Raw genomic sequence first — 17421 nt, forward strand, 5'->3', positions numbered from 1 at the left:
GTCGCTGAAAAATAAATAATGAACAGTTGGCATGCTAAGTGCCTTTCCGGTAGAAGACCCTCTATCGGAGATTGTAATGCCGCTAAAACATTTTTTCGGAAATCTTGCCGTCGGAAAAAAACTCGCTACCAGCTTCGCCATCCTCCTCATCCTTCTCATCATCGTATCCGGAGTCGGTTATTCGTCGCTTGATGCCTATCACCGCGGCGTTTCGATTGTGAAGCACGCGAACGCCGCCGAAATTGACTTGCTGGAGGCGGAAAGAGACGAAAGAAACTTTGCGATCACACAGAATTCCAAATACATAAATCGCGCCATTGAGTTTGTTGCTCACGCTGAAAATGCACTTGTGCCTCTGACTGAAATGCAAGAGGCAGGCAGTGAGAGCCCTCAATTGGCAGAACGGATTCTTGAGGGCGCCAGATCCTACGAGGCTCTTCTGAAAAGGTACGAAACGGCCATCTTCGGACCAATAGATATCGTCAGACCCCTTGAAGAGGAAATGTACGCTGTTGCGACCAGTACCATCGATATGATGGAGAAGTTGAAACACGGTGAGCAGACACAGTTGCAGGAAACATATGACTTCGCGGTTGCAGAAATCTTTATCGTGACCATTATCGCGCTCCTTGTGGCTATCGTTCTTGCATGGAAATTGACCCGATCAATCACCCGGCCAATCGACGAAGCGGTAGATATTGCCAACAAGGTTGCCTCAGGCGATCTGGCCGTGAATGTTCAAAGCCAGCGCGGCGATCAATTTGGTCAGTTGCTCGCAGCCTTTGGCACGATGATAACCAACCTGAGAGAACTGATTCGTGAAATCGAAACTGGTGCATCCAGCATAGCTTCGTCTTCCGAAGAGCTTTCCACGGTAACCAACCAGACCAGCCAGGGTGTGGCAGAACAACAAGCCCAGACCGATCAGGTGGCCACTGCGATGAATGAGATGGTTGCGACGGTCAATGATGTGGCAAAAAGTGCGGAAGCGGCCTTTGAGGCCGCCAATCACGCCAGCGAGAAGTCGGGCAATGGTGAAAAGGCCGTCCGGGAAACGCTGGAACTGGTCGCAAACTTGAATACACAAAGCGCCAACGTGATGGAGCAGCTCAACGGTCTGCAAACTGAAACCAACAACATTGCGACTGTGCTGGACGTGATCAAGTCGGTTGCCGACCAGACCAACCTGCTGGCACTGAACGCAGCTATAGAGGCGGCCCGTGCTGGCGAGCACGGGCGTGGCTTCTCAGTGGTGGCTGACGAAGTGCGGTCACTGGCGCAACGCACCCAAAGCTCCGCCGCCGAGATTGAAACCCTGATCAGCAACCTGGTTGCCAGTGCGGAATCATCCGTTTCCAGCATGAAGACTGGCAATAAACTCGCGGAACAGACACTTGAGCGAGCGCAACTGGCCGGTACGGTCATTCAGGAAATGGCGCAAGCGGTTGAAGATATCCGCCAGTACAACAGTCAGATTGCAACGGCTGCTGAAGAGCAAAGCTCAGTTGCCGAAGAGATCAATCAGAATGTCGTCTCAATCCGCGATGTGGGTGATCAGTCCGCAGCCTCCACCGAACAGGTTTCGGCTGCCAGTGAAGAGCTGGCGCGACTTGCCGAGGGGCTCAATACGCAAGTTGCCCATTTCAAGGTTTGATCGAGATCACAAATAACGCAGAGGTCCGATAGGTCCGGTCATGCGCTGGGCAGGGTCTCTGCGAGTTACGTTTGACTATCGCCGCAAAGGAAATGGCCGTCACACGCATGGTTTTTGGGAGGTGAATTTCCGAAAGATCTCGGTGCAGCAAGAAGTTAATTGACGACTCGATTTGCCGCAGTCCGAAACGTCTCCAGCGCCGGTTGTGGGGTCTTCAGTTCACGATTGAGGCCCGACAGAGCGGGGCGCTGGCAGTCTGAGGAAGGCGCTGATGGATATTCAGGGTATGATGTACGACTCGGTGCTCAGTCTCCAACAGGTGGTACGTCGCAAGAAAGATCCTTCTGCCTCTGAACCAGCAGTTCTGCCGTTTCCAAGGTCTCCTTCCTTAAAGAATTAGGTGTTTGGTGGTTTTCTTTTAATATCGATAGCGTACTAACGATATAGGTTAAGGATAATGAAACCGTTAGATGAAACTGCCCGCCTCAACGAGGCGTCGTCTCTCAACGTATTGGACACGTCCCCGGAAGAACGTTTTGATCGACATTTACACCTGGCATCAGTCGTGTTCGATGTTCCCACCGCCTTCATTACTTTCATTGACCATGAGCGGCTCTGGTTCAAATCCAAATTCGGAATCGAAATTCCTGAGGTAAAGCGGACTGACAGTCTATGTCAGCACACTCTTGGACTGGGTTTTCTGGAGATTGAGGACACCTTTGAAGACGAGTTGTTCAGAAAACATCCAGAGGTCAATGACTCGCCTCCAATACGTTTTTATGCGGCCTCGGTTCTGCATGGTCCGAGTGGTCAACCGGTAGGAACCTTTTGCCTGGTGGATTATGCACCCCGGCGTCTTAGTGAAAATGAACGAGCCCAGCTTGAAGCGCTTGCTCGACTGGTGGAGTCAGAAATCGAACGCGACAGGGTACTGAAGGACGACTGGCAGATCCTTCGGGATTCGACTTTACGGGATTCGTTTACCGGCCTTCCTGGCGAAATGCTACTGGAGGAAACTCTGGAGGGCCTGATAAGAACCGCTGAGGCTGAGCAGAGCCAGTTGGCCATCCTGCACTTGCACGTAGAGAACTTTGACGCAATCGCCAGCCTGAGCGGAGGTGCTGGTTGGAATAGCGTGCTGCAAGCGTTTGTTGATCGACTTGTAATGCACAATGAAGGCCTATTGGGATCAGGAAGGGTAGCACCTGACCGGCTTGCTCTGATCGTGCCTTTCGACTCAAGACAATCGACGTCGACCATGGCACTGCGGATTATGGGCATAATGACTGAACCCGTTGCATTCGCTGGTCGCGATTTGCGCCCTGAATTCAGTATCGGAATCAGTGTTTATCCAACTGACGGCAGTGAGGCTCGGCTTCTGATAGATCGCGCGCAGCGAGCCTGTAAGTTATCTCCTGCCCAGATTGATTTCTATGACCCCAGCGAGGAGGCCAGTGCGACGCGCAGTTATCTGATTCAGAACCGCCTCGGGAAGGCCATAACGAACCATCGCGTTACTCTGAACTATCAGCCGATCTGGTCTGCGGATGGCACCCGAGTAATAAAGTTTGAAGCATTGGCTCGCTGGCATGATGAGGAATTGGGTGTCGTCAGTCCCGGCGAGTTTGTGCCCATAGCCGAGAAGCATGCCGGGCTTTCCCATCAATTAACTTACTATGTATTACGTATGGCCTGTCTGGAGGCGCGGACGTGGAAAACAGATCCGTGCCATGAGCCTGATCGCTGTGTGTAGTGAGTCCAAGTTTGACGAGGTCCGTCAGCTCGGCGCTGATCAGGTGATTGCAAGGGGCCAGTCACTACTGGACGTTTTGGAAAAAGACAGCGTTCAGGTGGTGGCAGATCTGGTCGCCGGTCCGCAATGGCCAAGCGGTTCTCCGGCAAGTTGGCGATTGAGGTCGCCAGCCAGAATCTTTAATTGGCAGGTTAGAAGTCCGGCAAGCCGGGCGTTTGCCGGACTGAATGTTTCATGACTTTGCGCGGTCAATCAGTTCTTCGATAACGGCTGAGACCGCAGCGCATTTCTGATTGTTCAGAGCGTCCGGATGGGGCGGCCCGAATTGACCTTTGTCGTTGTCAAAATAATGGCCTGACGCATTGGCAAATTCGTCTGAAAGCGCCGTGCGGGTGAGTATATCGGCACCAATCGACAGACTTTTTCCTGCAACGCCAAAACCCTCTTTAACCATCTTTGATGCCAACAACGAGCCCGGATTGACTGCCATGAATACTGGCCCCTGGCTGCCAAGTGACGCAGCCAGTCCATTGTTCCACATGGTCAGTGCCAGCTTGCTTTGGGCGTAGGCCGACATGTCGTCCAAAAGGCGTTTTTTCCCCCGAAGGGCGTCGAGTTCCACTGGAGCCTGTGCCGCAGAAGACAGGTTAACCACCCGTGAACTCGGCCTCATGATCGGCAAAAGGCGTTTAGTCAGCAGATACGGGGCAACCGTATTTACGGCGAACCGGACATCCAGTCCGTCCTGGGTGACGGTTTCAGGAACACGCAAGACGCCGGCGTTGTTGATGATTATGTCCAACTGGTCATGCTCTTTGGTGATGGCGTCTGCCAAAGATTCCACTTCGGCCAGACGCGACAGATCCGCCTTATAGGTATAGACCCGTCCAGCATCTGTACCGTCTGCCAACATTCTTTCTGTCGCGGCCAGCTTTTCCGCGTTTCTTCCATGTAAAAGCAACGTGTGGCCCCCGGAATAGAGACGTTTTGCAGTTTCCAGCCCGATGCCATCAGTGGCGCCGGTAATCAGTATTTTCTTGGTCATGGTTTGCTTCCTTGTGTCCGGAATTCGGGGAGCAGGTCCTCTGCGAGGTATAGGATCGTTTCTTCAATATCCGCGACGGTACTGGGCTCTTGGTATAGCTTTCCTGCGGAGCAACGAGGCCGATGCCCAATCGATTCGCCTGAAACACGTCATTATAGCCGCGATTGATCTGGGCAAATGGCTTTGTGCTCTCGTTCAGTGCCGGCATTGTTAAACCTCCACGACGACCTTACCGGTGGCCTGGCCACTGGTCAGGCGATCATGGGCCTTGCCCACTTCGGAGAGACTGAATGTCTGCTCATCCAGGAGCGGCTTCATGCCACCCTGATCCACAATCTGCGCAAGCTCCGCCAGAATCTTCCCGTGCGCCTCCCGGTGATGGTTGTGCAGCATGGGAATCAACATGAACACCACGTGAATCGACAGTCCTTTGAAGTGAGCGGTGGTCAGATCCAGTTCAACCATGGCGACAGTTGTACTCACATGGCCATTCAGGGCAGCCGCGTCAAAGCTGTTGGTCATATTTGCGCCGCCAACCGTATCGAAAACCACATCGAACCCGACACCGGATGTGTGGGCCTCAACATAGTCGGCGACGGATTCAGCCATGTAATCGATCGGCGTTGCGTCGTAGCCTTTGAGTATGTCGAATGCCTTTTCGCCTCTAGCCGTTGAATAAACATGGGCTCCAAAATGCCTGGCCAGTTGGACTGCTACATGGCCAACGCCGCCGGTTCCGCCGTGAACCAACACCCTCTGTCCGGCCTTCACGCCCGCCCTTTGCAGACCTTCAAATGCAGTGATACCAACCAGCGGCAAAGCGGCTGCTTCGCGCATTGACAGACTCTTGGGCTTGTGGGCAATCAGCCGTGCGTCGGCAGGCATAAACTCGGCAAGTGCACCCTGAAGATCTGCAAGGCCGCCAGCACATCCGTAAACTTCGTCACCGGGAGCAAAACCGGTTACGCCTTCACCCACGGCTTCAATGGTTCCGGCGAAGTCCATTCCGAGCACTGCCGGCAGGTCCGGGGACAGCGGGAGATCCTTGCCCATTTGGCGAATCATGGTGTCGACGGTGTTGATGCTCATAGCCGCAACGCGGACGATTACCTGGCCAGGTTGTGCAGAAGGCGCAGCCATGTCGGCCTGCTCAAACTCTGCCTCAGGGCCGTACTGATTAAGAACCATTGCTTTCATTGTGTGACTCCAGTTCGTAGGTGGTTTGTCCAAGCGTGTAAGAACAGATTAACGGATCGCAAAAAACGAATAAATGGCTAATAATGGTTTTCAGAATTCGTAAAATGGATATAAAGTTGTGGACACCGAAGGAATAAAGCTGTTTGTTCTGGCTGCTGAAAAGCTCAACATAAGTGCCGCCGGACGGGAACTGGGGATGCCGCCAGCCGTTGCCAGTGCGAGGTTGGCCAAGCTTGAGAAAGCCATTGGAGCAGACTTGTTGCGCCGTTCAACCCGTAAAGTGGCGCTGTCTACTGAGGGCGCGGAGTTCCTGCCTTTTGCCAAAGAAATTCTGGCGCAGGAGAACGCCGCGATGGCCGCGATGGGTTTTGGCAATGAGCATGTGTCTGGCACCCTGCGATTCACCGCATCCAGTACCTTCGCCCAGCAATACATCGTGCCACTGGTGCCAGCGTTTCTGGAGACGTATCCGGGTATCAACCTGGACCTGCGACTGTCGGATATGGAGCTGGACCTCATTCAGGGCAGTTTCGACCTGGCACTGAGGGATTCCGTGCTGCCAGACAGCAACCTGAAAGCGCGGAAGCTGGCCGACGATCGGCGCATATTCTGCGCTTCCCCAGAGTACCTGGCAAAATGGGGAACGCCGGAGCACCCGGATGATTTGCATTCTCATCAGTTAGTCGCCTTCAAATCCCAGACTACGATAGCGTTGGTCGGTCCCAAGGGAGAAAAGGGGCAGTTCAACCCTCGCAGCTCGCAAAATCGACTGATCATTGACGATGGCTTGAGTCACAAGATTGCGACCATGGAGGGAGCGGGGATTGCTTTGCATGCCTTGTGGAGCGTCCATGGAGAACTTGCGGAGGGGGCTCTTATGCAGGTGCTTCAAGACTACCGGATGGACGCTGAGCCGGCGCTCTGGTTGGTGTATCCGAAGTCCAATGTGTTAACTGCAAAGGTCAGGGTGTTCATTGATTTTCTGGTGGAGAGAATCGGCCGGAGGCCACCTTGGCTGAAGTGATCCTCACTTTCGATTTTGCCTTACGCCTGCTTGTTTAGCCCTGAGAGGATTCCTTTAGGGTTCATCGTTCTGATGATGTCATGGCAATACTGTTTCAGAGAATCCCTTAACAATCGCACTGATGGCATGATGGATTGCCGTGTAGGGCAAATCAACCATAACTCTGAGACCGGTGGGGCATAGCTCAATCTGGCATTTTGCTTGACCGATTAAAAACTAATCACTATGATTTGAAATGTATCAAGCTACACTGGAAAGAATCGTGCCCGATGGACATTTTCCGCCCACCCGCGACGAGTAACCAAAAGGACTCGGCCTGGGAACGCATTGAGAACGATGTCAATCTGCGGCAAGCGGGCCTGGACCTCGAAATCGAAGGCTCAGGCGACGTCACCGCCTATGGGCAACCCGCCGCACCGTGACCACAGCGTTTCCGGCTCCGGCAAGATCAAGTTCCGATAAGAGGTGCAACATGACCGTAGCAACCAAAGTGCTGACCGCACATGTGCCGCTTCCGTTGGCCGACAAGGTGGATCAGATGGCTTCACGACTTGAGCGCTCGCGCGGCTGGATCATGAAGCAGGCGCTTTCCGCCTGGATCGCCCAGGAAGAGGAGCGCGACAGGCTGACCCAAGAAGCGCTGGCTGACGTAGCCGCCGGCCATGTCATCGACCACCGGGCCGTGCAAGCGTGGGCCGATAGCCTTGGCACCGACCAGCCGCTGCCGGTGCCACGTTGATGGAGTTGAAGTGGACCAGCAACGCGCTTTCCGATTTGGCGCGCTTGTATGAGTTCCTGGCTCCGGTGAATAAGCCCGCCGCCGCGCGGACGGTGCAGGCGCTGACCAAGGCCCCGACCATTCTGCTGACCAACCCACGCATCGGCGAGCAACTTTTCCAGTTCGAGCCGCGCGAGGTACGGCGAATTCTGGTCGGGGAGTACGAGGTTCGCTACGAACTTCAGGATTCGATCATCTACGTGCTGCGGCTGTGGCATACCCGAGAGGACCGCTGAAATGGCTTTGCCACCGACCTACTATGACTTCGTGCGCAAGTTGCGCCCCACCTGGTTGAGAAGGGGGAGCAGGCCCAGGAGGATTTCATGGCCAAGCGGTTTTCCGGCAAGTTAGTAATCGAAATCGGAAGCAAAAGCCGGTGATTCTGAATGTTTAAGTCCGGTAGCCTTGATACTAAGAATCTTAACTGCGCATGATGTATACTATTTAACTTATGCGCGGTGTTGTTGTTCATCGAACTAGCCAGCCTCAATAAATCTATATGGAACAATGGCCTAGCTCGCCAGAGGCGTGACTTGGTTCATTAGATACTTCATACAGCATGAAAATCGTGCTTCTCATGAACCTCCTCGGCCCGCTGAGCTTTGGTTTCTGATACCTGCTTTTAAACAAAAGCGAACATTTGCCTTTAGAAAGACATCCGTGAAAAGCGTGCATCATAAATCGGTGTATAGATTTCTGAGTTTTTAAAGAGAGCCAAGCAACGCTTTATAGTTCCTCAATACTTAAATTGTGAACATCTTTGTTAGTTGGCGCGCAATTGAGACCGATGCTTAAAGCAAGGCCTCTACAGAGTCCAAAAAAACCGCCATATCAACTACCTTCTCGGAATCCTGATTGACGGTTTTTCCCTTCAAGTCGGCGGTAACAATGCCCCGATCGACCGTATCGGTTAAAGCGGCCTTCAATTGAACGGCGTATTGACTGAGCGGCTCGTTACCCTCTCTCTCACCGAGGGTTTCTAAGGCGTTGGCCAACGCAAAGATCAACGCCGAGGGGTTGAAATGGGCGATTTTCCCGTCGCTCTCCAGATACTTGAGATACAAATCATGAGCGGTACCATGGGGCGCTTCGAACAGCATGGTGCCGTCCTTGCTCTCGATAATCGAACTAGCAGTCGCTAGACTACCACCGAGCGCTGCGGAAATGTCCGAGAAGATATCGCCATCCAGGTTCTGGGAGGGATACAGCGCGTTTCTCGGCGGATCCGTGATCATCTTTTTAAGCTGGCTGGACGGCCGCATGATCATGAACGAGGGCGGTGGTGTATGCTCGCTGGCCAGCTCCCGGCGCACTTCGGTAATGACATCGCTGTAGACCTCGTCGTATTCCATGTACTCGCGTTTGAGGCCAAAATACACCTCTTTGTCCTTGCGCGACGCATCGCGGAAGACCTGAAGAACCCAGTCCTTGATGGCTTCGCGATCATTGGACATAAGCAACATTGGATCGCCTTTCCGGACCCGGCGGGCATGCTTCTCGTCACCGTCGACGATCACCTTGAGAATGCCATCCTCCTTGGCCGCCATGTTGAAGCTACCATACTGGTCGCCGCCCCCAGCACTCATCCGTGAGATGGACACATGGGCTCCGCGGCCTGGGATGCCAAATTCTTTGAGTTGATTCACCAGCTTGAGCAGTTTGCGCCCGGTGGTGTTATCCGGCACACCCCAGAGCGCACGCTCCGGCGGGTTAGAAACAATGCGGGCCGCCTGGGCATCGATCAGTTCGTAGTAGTAATTCAGCCCCAGGTCTTCAATCTGCTTCTTGTAGTCACTGTAATAGATATCCTCGATCACCGAGCGCATTGCCCCATCGTAGCCGGGGATCACCGTATCCTTGAGGCCCAGGTATACGTCCCGTTTTTCTGCGATTGCACGCTGAAAAAAGCGATGCGCCCAGGCTTTCACATCCTCGATGTCATTAGTTGCAAGCAGCCACGGATCGCCCTTGCGGATCTCTCGCCGGTGAAGCTCCACCGGGTCGCCGCTACTGCCTACAAACATCAGCTTGACCATGCCGGTTGCCGTGGAAAGCTGGTTAAAGCTGTCCTTGATGCCGCCGAATTCCATGGTATCAACCTCAATGTCGCGACCGACCCATTGGGGGCGGCGGATGTTGAGGTTTCGGAACTGGATGTCCTCGCGGGTAATATTCCCACTGATGCCCTTCCGGATAGCGCCGTTTGGAGATTTGGTCGCCAGAGGATGCAGGTTGTGGCCGTCCACGTCCGGGTGCTTGCGAAGCAAGTCCTTCAGCTGCTGCCGGTTTACGGTCATGCCGGCATTTTTTACACCCACACCATGACGCTGGAGGGCATCGATGGCATCAATAACCACCTGGCCATTGGTCAGCAGGCGATGTTCCGCGGAAAGATCAATCTCCTCCAGTTGGATATCGAGGCGTGCGGTCACGAATTTTTCGAGAATCTGTTCGAACGCGATCTGAGCCATTTCATCCCCGTGGAGGATGACCAAAGGCGATATAACCTTGATTCTGCTGTTCATAGGCGTTTCCCTGTGATGTTGGCAGTGTATTTTCCCTGCCAACGCAAGGCCACTGATTGCCCGTGTTCCAGGTCTCTACAGTAAGTCAATGCACCCGCCACCTTTTGGATTCCTGCACGGCGCAGCTTCACGATCATTCTTGGCTGCAAACCGACCATAATAAGCCGAATGCCATCATGGCCCATTTCGGAAACCAGTGCTTGCAGAGCAACAATAGCCGTTCCGTCCATGCTCGGCACGTCGTGCATATCCAGAATCACTGTTTTGATTTTGGGGTCGACCAAATGAAGTGAGGTCAGGGCTTTTTCCGCAGCTCCGAAAAATAATGGACCATTAATGTCATAGATTGCGACTTCCGGAGGGAACTCGATGTTGGTCGGGTGATGATGGGTTTCCAGCAGGTTTGCTTCGGTGAGCAATGACATTCGCCTGATGAACAGTGCTGCGGCAAGCGCCACGCCGACAGCGACGGCCAGAACCATATCGAAAACCACCGTGAGACCAAAGCAAGTAACCAGGATCGTCACATCCCCGGCAGGGGCTGAGCGCAACGTATGTAAAAAGTGCCTTGCCTCACTCATGTTCCACGCAATGATAAACAGAAGCGCAGCAAGCGCCGCCATGGGCACCAGTCCGAGCAGGCCGGCGAGGGCAACGACGGAAAGCAGGACGACAAGCGAATGAATAACCGCTGAAACCGGGGATCGCGCGCCGCTCCGGATATTGGTGGCGGTCCGTGCAATGGCTGCCGTTGCGGTGATGCCTCCAAACAGCGGCGCAACAATATTACCGAGGCCCTGGCCGATTAACTCGGCATTCGGATCATGCTTCGTTTTGGTTAGACCATCTGCTACCACGGCGCAGAGCAGTGACTCTATGGCCCCAAGCATCGCGATCGCAAATGCCGGACCCAGGAGTTCACTGAACAGCACAAAGCTCAATGTCAGGGGTTCACCATCGGGACCTGGCAGCGACCACGGTGCCATGAACGTCGGCGGGATCGGTGGAATCCCGCTCCCTGTCTGACTGCCGACTTCCCAAGTGAAACGCGAGGCTATCGTCTCCACAGCACCCGCAGATCCCGGATCGCCCGTCAGCGCATTTATGCCATAGGCCGCAACGGCCCCCACAACAAGACCAACCAGAGGTGCCGGAATCGGTGACCGCAGCCTTGGCCAGAGCAGCATCACCACCAGGGCAAATGCACCAACCCCCAACTCCAGCGGGTTAATGGTCGGCAACGAAGCCACAATCGTCGAGACATTTTCCACAAAGTGTTCGCCCAGCTTTCCGGTTTCCAGCCCAAGAAAGTCGGGAACCTGTAAGACAGCAATGACGACCGCAATCCCGGCCGTAAAGCCAAGCACCACGGGGTACGGCACGAACTGGATCAGACGCCCCATCCGGGTGAGCCCCAAAGCCACAAGGATCACACCCGCCATCATTGATGCAATGAGCAAGCCGCCCAGACCATACTGCTGGACGATGGGAAACAGGATTACCACAAAAGCGGCCGTCGGGCCTGACACATTGAAACGCGCCCCGCCAGTCAATGCGATCAGCGCACCCGCCACGATGGCCGTGTAAAGACCGTGCTGCGGTGGCACACCTGTCGCTATGGCCAGTGCCATTGACAGGGGCACGGCCACGGTACCTATGGTCAGGCCGGCCATCACATCCTTGCGCAAGTCGGCGATCCCGTATCCGTCTTTCAGGGCGGAACGCAGCCCCGTTGCGATACCCGGCAAATTGCTCAGAAATTCTCGCATGGCGATAATTAATCCCTTTTCTTAATCCAGAATCTGCTCACGAACCCTTGGCCCCGCCCATAAAATCTGCTCAGGAACGCCATGGTGGCGGATGTTGTCATCAAATAACCGCGCCAGCCTGGTGGCCTCCTTCCAGTAGCTATCGGTATTGCCCCAGGTCTTTGCAGGGTTCAGGTACTTCGAGTCAACGCCCGGCACCTGCTTGGGAATCTTCAGGTTCATCACATCGAGCTGTTCGGTGTCAACGGAATCGAGCGACCCATTTCGGCAAGCTTCGACGATGGCCCGGGTGACCGGAATCGGAAAACGATGACCATCTCCATCCGGCGTTCCAGAACCGCCCGTCCATCCGGTATTGACGAGGTATACCCTGGATCCGAATTCCGCAAGGCGCTTCATAAGTAATTCTGCGTAAATGCGGGGGCGCAAAGGCATAAACGGTGCACCGAAACAGGCGGATAATGTCGGGGTTATGCCCTTTTCGCCACCCATCTCTGTTGACCCCACCCTTGCAGTGTAGCCACTGAGAAAATGGTATGCAGCGGCTTCCGGCGAAAGAATGGATACAGGAGGCAGCACCCCAAACACATCGCAGGTCAGGAAAATAACGGTTCTGGGCTCTCCGGCCCGGTTTTTCTGTGTTCTTTTCTCAACATGCTCCAGAGGGTAGCTGCACCGACCATTCTCGGTCAGGGTTGTATCCGTGTAGTCAGGTTGACGGGTGACCGGATCCACGACGACATTCTCAAGTAACGCACCGAAGCGAACGGCATCCCATATGATCGGTTCGTGCTCCCGGGAAAGGTTGATTGTTTTCGCGTAACAGCCGCCTTCGATGTTGAACACAGAGCCCTTTGCCCAACCGTGCTCGTCATCACCGATCAGATGGCACTGAGGGTCCGCAGACAAGGTCGTTTTTCCCGTGCCGGACAGGCCAAAAAAGAGACAGGTATCCCCGGCTTTCCCAACATTGGCAGAGCAATGCATGGGGAGTACGTTCTTTTCAGGCAACAGATAGTTCTGTACTGAGAACATTGCCTTTTTGATTTCACCGGCGTAGCGCAAACCCGCAACCAGCACGCGGCGGTTGGTGAGATCGATAATCAACGCCGCGTCTGAGTGGGTGCCATCACGCTTCGGATCACAGACAAAACGCGTACAACTGACCAAGGTCCATGGTTGATCGTCCGTTGCTTCTGCTTCATCTGTCTTGATAAACATGTTGTGAGCAAAAAGGCTTTGCCAGGCGGTGTCGGTAAAAACCTTGACCGGAACAGCGTGGTCGGGATGGGCCCCGACCGTGTGCCAAGAGCAGAAATGCTCGTCCTCTCTCAGGACGTGATTAACCCGCTCCCACAACCTCTCGAATCTCTTGGGATCGAAAGGCTGGTTCACCTTTCCCCAATCCACTCGAAGCTCGCTGCGATCATCCTGGACAATGAAGCGATCCGCCGTTGATCTCCCTGTTCGGTTTCCAGTGGTGACAACCAACGCCCCGTTTCGATCAAGAAAACCCTCCTCCCGGCGAATGGCCTTTTCGATTAGGTCGACGGGGCCGAGCGACGTTTGCAGGAACGATGAATTGTGCATTCAACCATACTCCTTTGCTGAAACCAGCATAATATGATTATAATAACATTATAATTACATTCTAATCCAGTGCGTACAGACCCAATGGCAGAACCCAATGCGTTCGAAATCGGCCAACGGCACTGAAATAACGGTAACCCATGCGAAAACACGAAATAGAAGCACTCAGGAAGAAGAGGCTTGTGGGCTCAGTAAAGATCGTTAGATCACCCGCCGATGCAAGCGAATGGGTTGTGCTGTTCAAAGAGAAAGGCGGGAAGAGCTTTTTCCTGATTTCTGACGATGACCAGGTGTGTAGCTACGTAACTCTGGATGCTGCCGTGCAGGAGTTGGATGCCCTGGGGTTCGCCCGCGCCGAAGTCCTGTTCTGATCAACACTCTCCTTAATCAATCACACGTTCCGGTGAAGCTCCATGTGCAATACGTACGTTGAAATGCTGGGTGTCGGCAATAAAATTTTCGAGGCTAGAGATTCTTTAGGGCCGGTCAAAGTCTTCGACAACGACTATGAGCGGTATCTCACCTTTGGTTCCATTTATGAGCAAAGCTGTCAGAAAAAATCTGATCCCGGGTTTCTGATGCATGAGCACACCCGAGCGATGATTCTGCCGCTGGTGTTCCAGGACCCCGGGCGTGCGGTCGTGCTCGGATTGGGCGGCGGTAGTCTGGTGAACTGCCTCTACCACCGGTTTCCTGATATCACACTGGAGGCAGTGGAGCGTCGCCAGATCGTTATCGATATCGCCAGGCAATATTTTCTTGTTCCCAGCGACCCGAGACTGACGATCCGTTGTGAGGATGCCGGTGTCTTCATGGAGGAGGTGGGCAAAGGAAGTGTGGATCTTCTATTCTGCGACCTGTTCAATGCCAACGGCCTGGACGAGGTTCAGCGTCACCCCGGTTTTCTGTCTGACTGCCATTCGATGCTGAGCGAAAATGGCTGGGTGGCATTCAATTATTTCAATGGCCACGCAGAAACTCTGGATGCTATAAAAAGTCTGGAGGAGCAGTTTGAGGCGGTTTTTACCTGCTATCTTTTTACCGGAAATCTCATCGTGCTGGCTGGCAAACAATCACCAGACACGGATCGTGCGGAGCTGGTGGAACGAGCGAAACGCCTGGAAAGACATTTGGGCTTCCCGCTCGTTAATTACTTTTTGCGCCTTACAGCGGTGACACAGGAAAACCGGGCGCAGCTGCACATGCCAGGCCCGGTCTTCTAGTAGAGCCCCCCGAACGCTTTTTCAGCGCTGCCTTTCGGCAGCCTTGGGCACCTGCGGTCGAGAGGTATAGTCGACACCATGCTGCTCCAGATAGTCCCGAATTAATTGCCGGATAACCTGTGACGGCGTTAAATCCTGGGCGGCACACAAATCTTCCAGGGCTTTCTTTTTGACCGGATCGATCAGTACCGTCAGTCGCGCAGTTTTTGATTCCATCGTAATACCTAAGCCTAACCTGTTTGATTAATTATAATCCAATTATAATTATTTAGAGATCCGGCTTCCACGCTTATGGCCAACCAAGGCTCGACACAGATCCTGTCCGGCCAATGCCGTGGATGCTGTTATCCCGTGAAGTGCACAACCAGGAGCACAATGCAGACCAGCGTTGCGATAAAGGTCGAAATCAAGATCAGGCCTGCGGCCACATAATGCCGGAAGCTGGCTTGCTGGCTATCCTGTTCTAGGTTCTTACGACTCTGCACACCAATGGCTGCGGCGAGTACCGTTTTCAAAACCCTCAGGAACGAGGGTCGCTTGGACCGCTCGCCGTCACTCTTTTCCTTCTTCACGGCAACCGACCCTCCTAAAGCGGATAGTGCGCGGGGTAAGGCAGACGCGCGACTCCGGAATCGATGGCCGCCTGGGTAACGGCAGCCGAAACCACGGTCAGCAAGCGTTTGTCCAGCGCTTTGGGAATGATGTAATCCCGGCCAAAAGAAAGCTCAGTCAGTTGGTGAGCTTTAAGCACCTCACTCGGAACCGGCTCTTTCGTCAACTGGCGAATGGCCTGTACCGCAGCGACTTTCATTGCTTCATTAATGCGACTTGCTCGAACATCCAGTGCGCCTCGAAAAATGAACGGGAAGCCCAGAACGTTGTTGACCTGGTTTGGATAATCCGAACGTCCGGTCGCCATAATCAGGTCGTCCCGGATACACATAGCCAACTCTCTGGAAATTTCCGGATCAGGGTTGGAGCAGGCGAAAACGACCGGCGCAGGTGCCATTCGCTTCAGTTGCTCAGAACTCAACAGGTTGGCCCCCGACAATCCAACAAAGACATCCGCACCCTCAATGGCATCATCCAGGGTTCTTGCGCCACCATCGTTGACAAATTCCTGCTTGAAACTGTTTACCCCTTCCCGCCCGGAATAAATCACGCCCCCCCGATCAAGCATGTAAAGGTGTTCCTGCTGCGCTCCGAGCGATATCAGAAGCCGCATGCATGCTATAGCGGCGGCACCGGCTCCGAGGCACACAATTTTGGCGTCTTCCAGGCGCTTGCCCTGGATTTCCAGTGCATTGAGCATACCGGCTGCTGTAACAATCGCCGTACCATGTTGATCATCGTGAAACACCGGGATATCGCAGGATTCGACTAACTGACGCTCTATCTCAAAGCACTCGGGTGCTTTTATATCCTCCAGATTAATGCCGCCAAAGGTGTCGGCAATGCATCTGACCACATCAATAAACTGCTGCGGGTCCTTGGTATCCACCTCGATGTCCATCGCATCAATGTCAGCGAAACGCTTGAACAACAAAGCCTTCCCCTCCATCACCGGCTTGCTTGCAAGGGGTCCAAGAGCCCCCAAGCCGAGGATGGCCGTACCATTGGTGATCACCGCAACCAGGTTGCCTTTACCCGTGTATTCGTAGGCCTTGTCCCGGTCTTTGGCAATCTCGCGGACCGGTTCGGCAACACCAGGGCTGGAGGCCAGAGAGAGATCCCTGGCGGTTTCAGCGGGTTTGGTCAGTCCGGTGCAAATCTTTCCCGGCCTGGGTTTTGCGTGGTACTGCAATGCCGCCTGTCTGAAATCTGTGCTCATCGGGACCTACTCTTTCCTGAGGGGTTATAACGCAATTATAACATAATTATAATAGCATTACACCAAAGCACGATAATGCTACAGAATATTGAGTTGGGTTCCGGTCAAGCCCAATCAGCGACGGAGCTGCAAGGGCTCAGCTTTCGGGGTGGGGGCCTAAACCAGAGGCATTTTGGCGATGGTGTTCTGATTCTTCCCTCGTAATGAGCTTGAATTGCATTATAATCAAATTGTAATAGGTGCAAGCATTCCTCCTGTGTTGTTATCGAGAGATTCCGAGGGAGATGACTCTTTATGACTGATCATCCGCAAAAGAACCATCTTTATTCTAGTCACGTCCGAAACCATCAGGGGCAGACTCATACGGGGCTCTACCCCATTACTGCGGAAATGCCAAAAACGAGGCTGAATTTCTCCAAAGGTGAGTGTTGGTCTATCCGCCTGAACGTTCGCTTTGCGACCAAACTGCACCTTGAAGACCACATCTGCGCGTTGCTCGACGGGCCATGAATCAATTACTGCACTGCGGGTAAGAGTAGGAGGCGAGTCTCGGTGATATTTGCAGGGAACCTCACAGTTAAAGGGCTACATGCGTAAACCGCTGAAGGTTGCCACCCATTCCACGTGAAGCCTGCCACCCGGACCGGAGCAAGGCTGCCACCCATCGGAGCGTAGCGACGCGGGGTTTCTCTTCTTACTCCGAACTCGCAGTGTCAGTCAACTTTGCCTGTCGTTTTCGCATGGATTCGCCCCTGAGATTGATCTTGTAGGCGTTGTGAACCAGCCGATCCAGAATGGCATCTGCCAGGGTGGCGTCACCAATCACGCCATGCCATTCCTCAATGGGTAACTGGCTAGTGGCGATGGTGGAGCGCCGGCCGTGCCGGTCTTCCAGCACCTCCAGCAAGTCCCGGCGGTTCTCCGCACTGAGCTTCACCAGCCCCCAGTCATCCAGGACCAGAACATCCACTTTGGCGAGGTTGGCCAGTAGCTTGGGGTACTGGCCATCTCCCTTGGCGATGGTCAGTTCCC

Annotated in this window: 19 protein-coding genes; 10 read left to right on the forward strand and 9 right to left on the reverse strand. The window is 53.9% G+C overall.

Annotated features, from left to right (window positions below):
* Positions 1-76 precede the first annotated feature (76 nt).
* The 4 genes from QPL96_RS08855 to QPL96_RS08865 all read left to right on the forward strand — a co-directional run bounded on the left by QPL96_RS08855 (position 77) and on the right by QPL96_RS08865 (position 3645).
* Positions 77-1654 carry a methyl-accepting chemotaxis protein gene (locus QPL96_RS08855; protein WP_303287025.1) on the forward strand — a complete coding sequence of 526 codons (1578 nt, stop codon included), beginning with the start codon at positions 77-79 and terminating at the stop codon, positions 1652-1654.
* 158 nt (positions 1655-1812) lie between these two features.
* A complete protein-coding gene (locus QPL96_RS19455; protein ID WP_368388910.1) occupies positions 1813-1914 on the forward strand; it encodes a hypothetical protein in 102 nt (33 codons plus the stop codon).
* A 197-nt stretch (positions 1915-2111) separates the two neighbouring features.
* The gene (locus tag QPL96_RS08860) at positions 2112-3407 is read left to right on the forward strand and encodes an EAL domain-containing protein (RefSeq protein WP_303287026.1); all 1296 of its coding nucleotides are present in this window, start codon (positions 2112-2114) and stop codon (positions 3405-3407) included.
* Entirely contained in the window at positions 3385-3645 is a 261-nt protein-coding gene (locus tag QPL96_RS08865) for a hypothetical protein (RefSeq protein ID WP_303287027.1), read from the forward strand. Before QPL96_RS08860 ends, QPL96_RS08865 begins: the two co-directional genes overlap by 23 nt.
* Here QPL96_RS08865 and QPL96_RS08870 read toward each other — a convergent pair.
* Both QPL96_RS08870 and QPL96_RS08875 read right to left on the reverse strand, forming a co-directional pair.
* Positions 3640-4452: an SDR family NAD(P)-dependent oxidoreductase gene (locus QPL96_RS08870; protein ID WP_303287028.1), complete on the reverse strand. Its 813-nt coding sequence runs from the start codon at positions 4450-4452 to the stop codon at positions 3640-3642. The two genes, QPL96_RS08865 and QPL96_RS08870, sit on opposite strands and share 6 nt — an antisense overlap.
* Before the next feature lie 210 nt (positions 4453-4662).
* A complete protein-coding gene (locus QPL96_RS08875; RefSeq protein WP_303287029.1) occupies positions 4663-5649 on the reverse strand; it encodes a zinc-dependent alcohol dehydrogenase family protein in 987 nt (328 codons plus the stop codon).
* 118 nt (positions 5650-5767) lie between these two features.
* Here QPL96_RS08875 and QPL96_RS08880 point away from each other — a divergent pair, with 118 nt between their 5' ends.
* From QPL96_RS08880 to QPL96_RS08895, 4 genes are all read left to right on the forward strand, one after another.
* On the forward strand, positions 5768-6673 hold the full coding sequence (locus QPL96_RS08880; protein WP_303287030.1) for a LysR family transcriptional regulator: 906 nt from the start codon (positions 5768-5770) through the stop codon (positions 6671-6673).
* A 269-nt stretch (positions 6674-6942) separates the two neighbouring features.
* Complete coding sequence (locus tag QPL96_RS08885; protein ID WP_303287031.1) at positions 6943-7095, forward strand: hypothetical protein; 153 nt, start codon at positions 6943-6945, stop codon at positions 7093-7095.
* A 50-nt stretch (positions 7096-7145) separates the two neighbouring features.
* The gene (locus QPL96_RS08890) at positions 7146-7412 is read left to right on the forward strand and encodes a CopG family ribbon-helix-helix protein (protein ID WP_303287032.1); all 267 of its coding nucleotides are present in this window, start codon (positions 7146-7148) and stop codon (positions 7410-7412) included.
* Positions 7412-7687, forward strand: coding sequence for a type II toxin-antitoxin system RelE/ParE family toxin (locus QPL96_RS08895; RefSeq protein WP_303287033.1), 276 nt, complete (start codon positions 7412-7414; stop codon positions 7685-7687). Before QPL96_RS08890 ends, QPL96_RS08895 begins: the two co-directional genes overlap by 1 nt.
* A gap of 555 nt (positions 7688-8242) precedes the next feature.
* Here QPL96_RS08895 and QPL96_RS08900 read toward each other — a convergent pair.
* From QPL96_RS08900 to QPL96_RS08910, 3 genes are read right to left on the reverse strand one after another with little or no spacing between them, the layout of a single operon-like run.
* Positions 8243-9976 (reverse strand): isocitrate/isopropylmalate family dehydrogenase, encoded by a 1734-nt coding sequence (locus QPL96_RS08900; RefSeq protein ID WP_303287034.1) that lies wholly within the window; start codon positions 9974-9976, stop codon positions 8243-8245.
* Positions 9973-11745, reverse strand: coding sequence for a C4-dicarboxylic acid transporter DauA (dauA, locus tag QPL96_RS08905; protein WP_303287035.1), 1773 nt, complete (start codon positions 11743-11745; stop codon positions 9973-9975). Before dauA ends, QPL96_RS08900 begins: the two co-directional genes overlap by 4 nt.
* A gap of 21 nt (positions 11746-11766) precedes the next feature.
* On the reverse strand, positions 11767-13335 hold the full coding sequence (locus QPL96_RS08910) for a phosphoenolpyruvate carboxykinase (ATP) (protein WP_303287036.1): 1569 nt from the start codon (positions 13333-13335) through the stop codon (positions 11767-11769).
* Positions 13336-13517: 182 nt separating this feature from the next.
* On the opposite strand from QPL96_RS08910, the gene QPL96_RS08915 reads away from it, so the two are divergent.
* Positions 13518-13706, forward strand: coding sequence for a hypothetical protein (locus tag QPL96_RS08915; protein WP_303287037.1), 189 nt, complete (start codon positions 13518-13520; stop codon positions 13704-13706).
* Positions 13707-13748: 42 nt separating this feature from the next.
* Complete coding sequence (locus tag QPL96_RS08920) at positions 13749-14558, forward strand: spermidine synthase (RefSeq protein ID WP_303287038.1); 810 nt, start codon at positions 13749-13751, stop codon at positions 14556-14558.
* Positions 14559-14579: 21 nt separating this feature from the next.
* Here the strand turns inward: QPL96_RS08920 and QPL96_RS08925 are convergent, their stop codons facing one another.
* The 4 genes from QPL96_RS08925 to QPL96_RS08940 all read right to left on the reverse strand — a co-directional run.
* A complete protein-coding gene (locus tag QPL96_RS08925) occupies positions 14580-14774 on the reverse strand; it encodes a ribbon-helix-helix protein, CopG family (protein WP_303287039.1) in 195 nt (64 codons plus the stop codon).
* Between the two features lie 128 nt (positions 14775-14902).
* Positions 14903-15130 (reverse strand): DUF2970 domain-containing protein, encoded by a 228-nt coding sequence (locus QPL96_RS08930; RefSeq protein ID WP_303287040.1) that lies wholly within the window; start codon positions 15128-15130, stop codon positions 14903-14905.
* Between the two features lie 14 nt (positions 15131-15144).
* Positions 15145-16389 (reverse strand): malic enzyme-like NAD(P)-binding protein, encoded by a 1245-nt coding sequence (locus QPL96_RS08935; protein WP_303287041.1) that lies wholly within the window; start codon positions 16387-16389, stop codon positions 15145-15147.
* Between the two features lie 694 nt (positions 16390-17083).
* On the reverse strand, positions 17084-17421 hold a 338-nt coding region (locus tag QPL96_RS08940), incomplete at its 5' end, for an ATP-binding protein (RefSeq protein WP_303287042.1).

This window comes from Marinobacter sp. SS8-8 (genome assembly GCF_030540945.1).
Lineage (GTDB): Bacteria > Pseudomonadota > Gammaproteobacteria > Pseudomonadales > Oleiphilaceae > Marinobacter.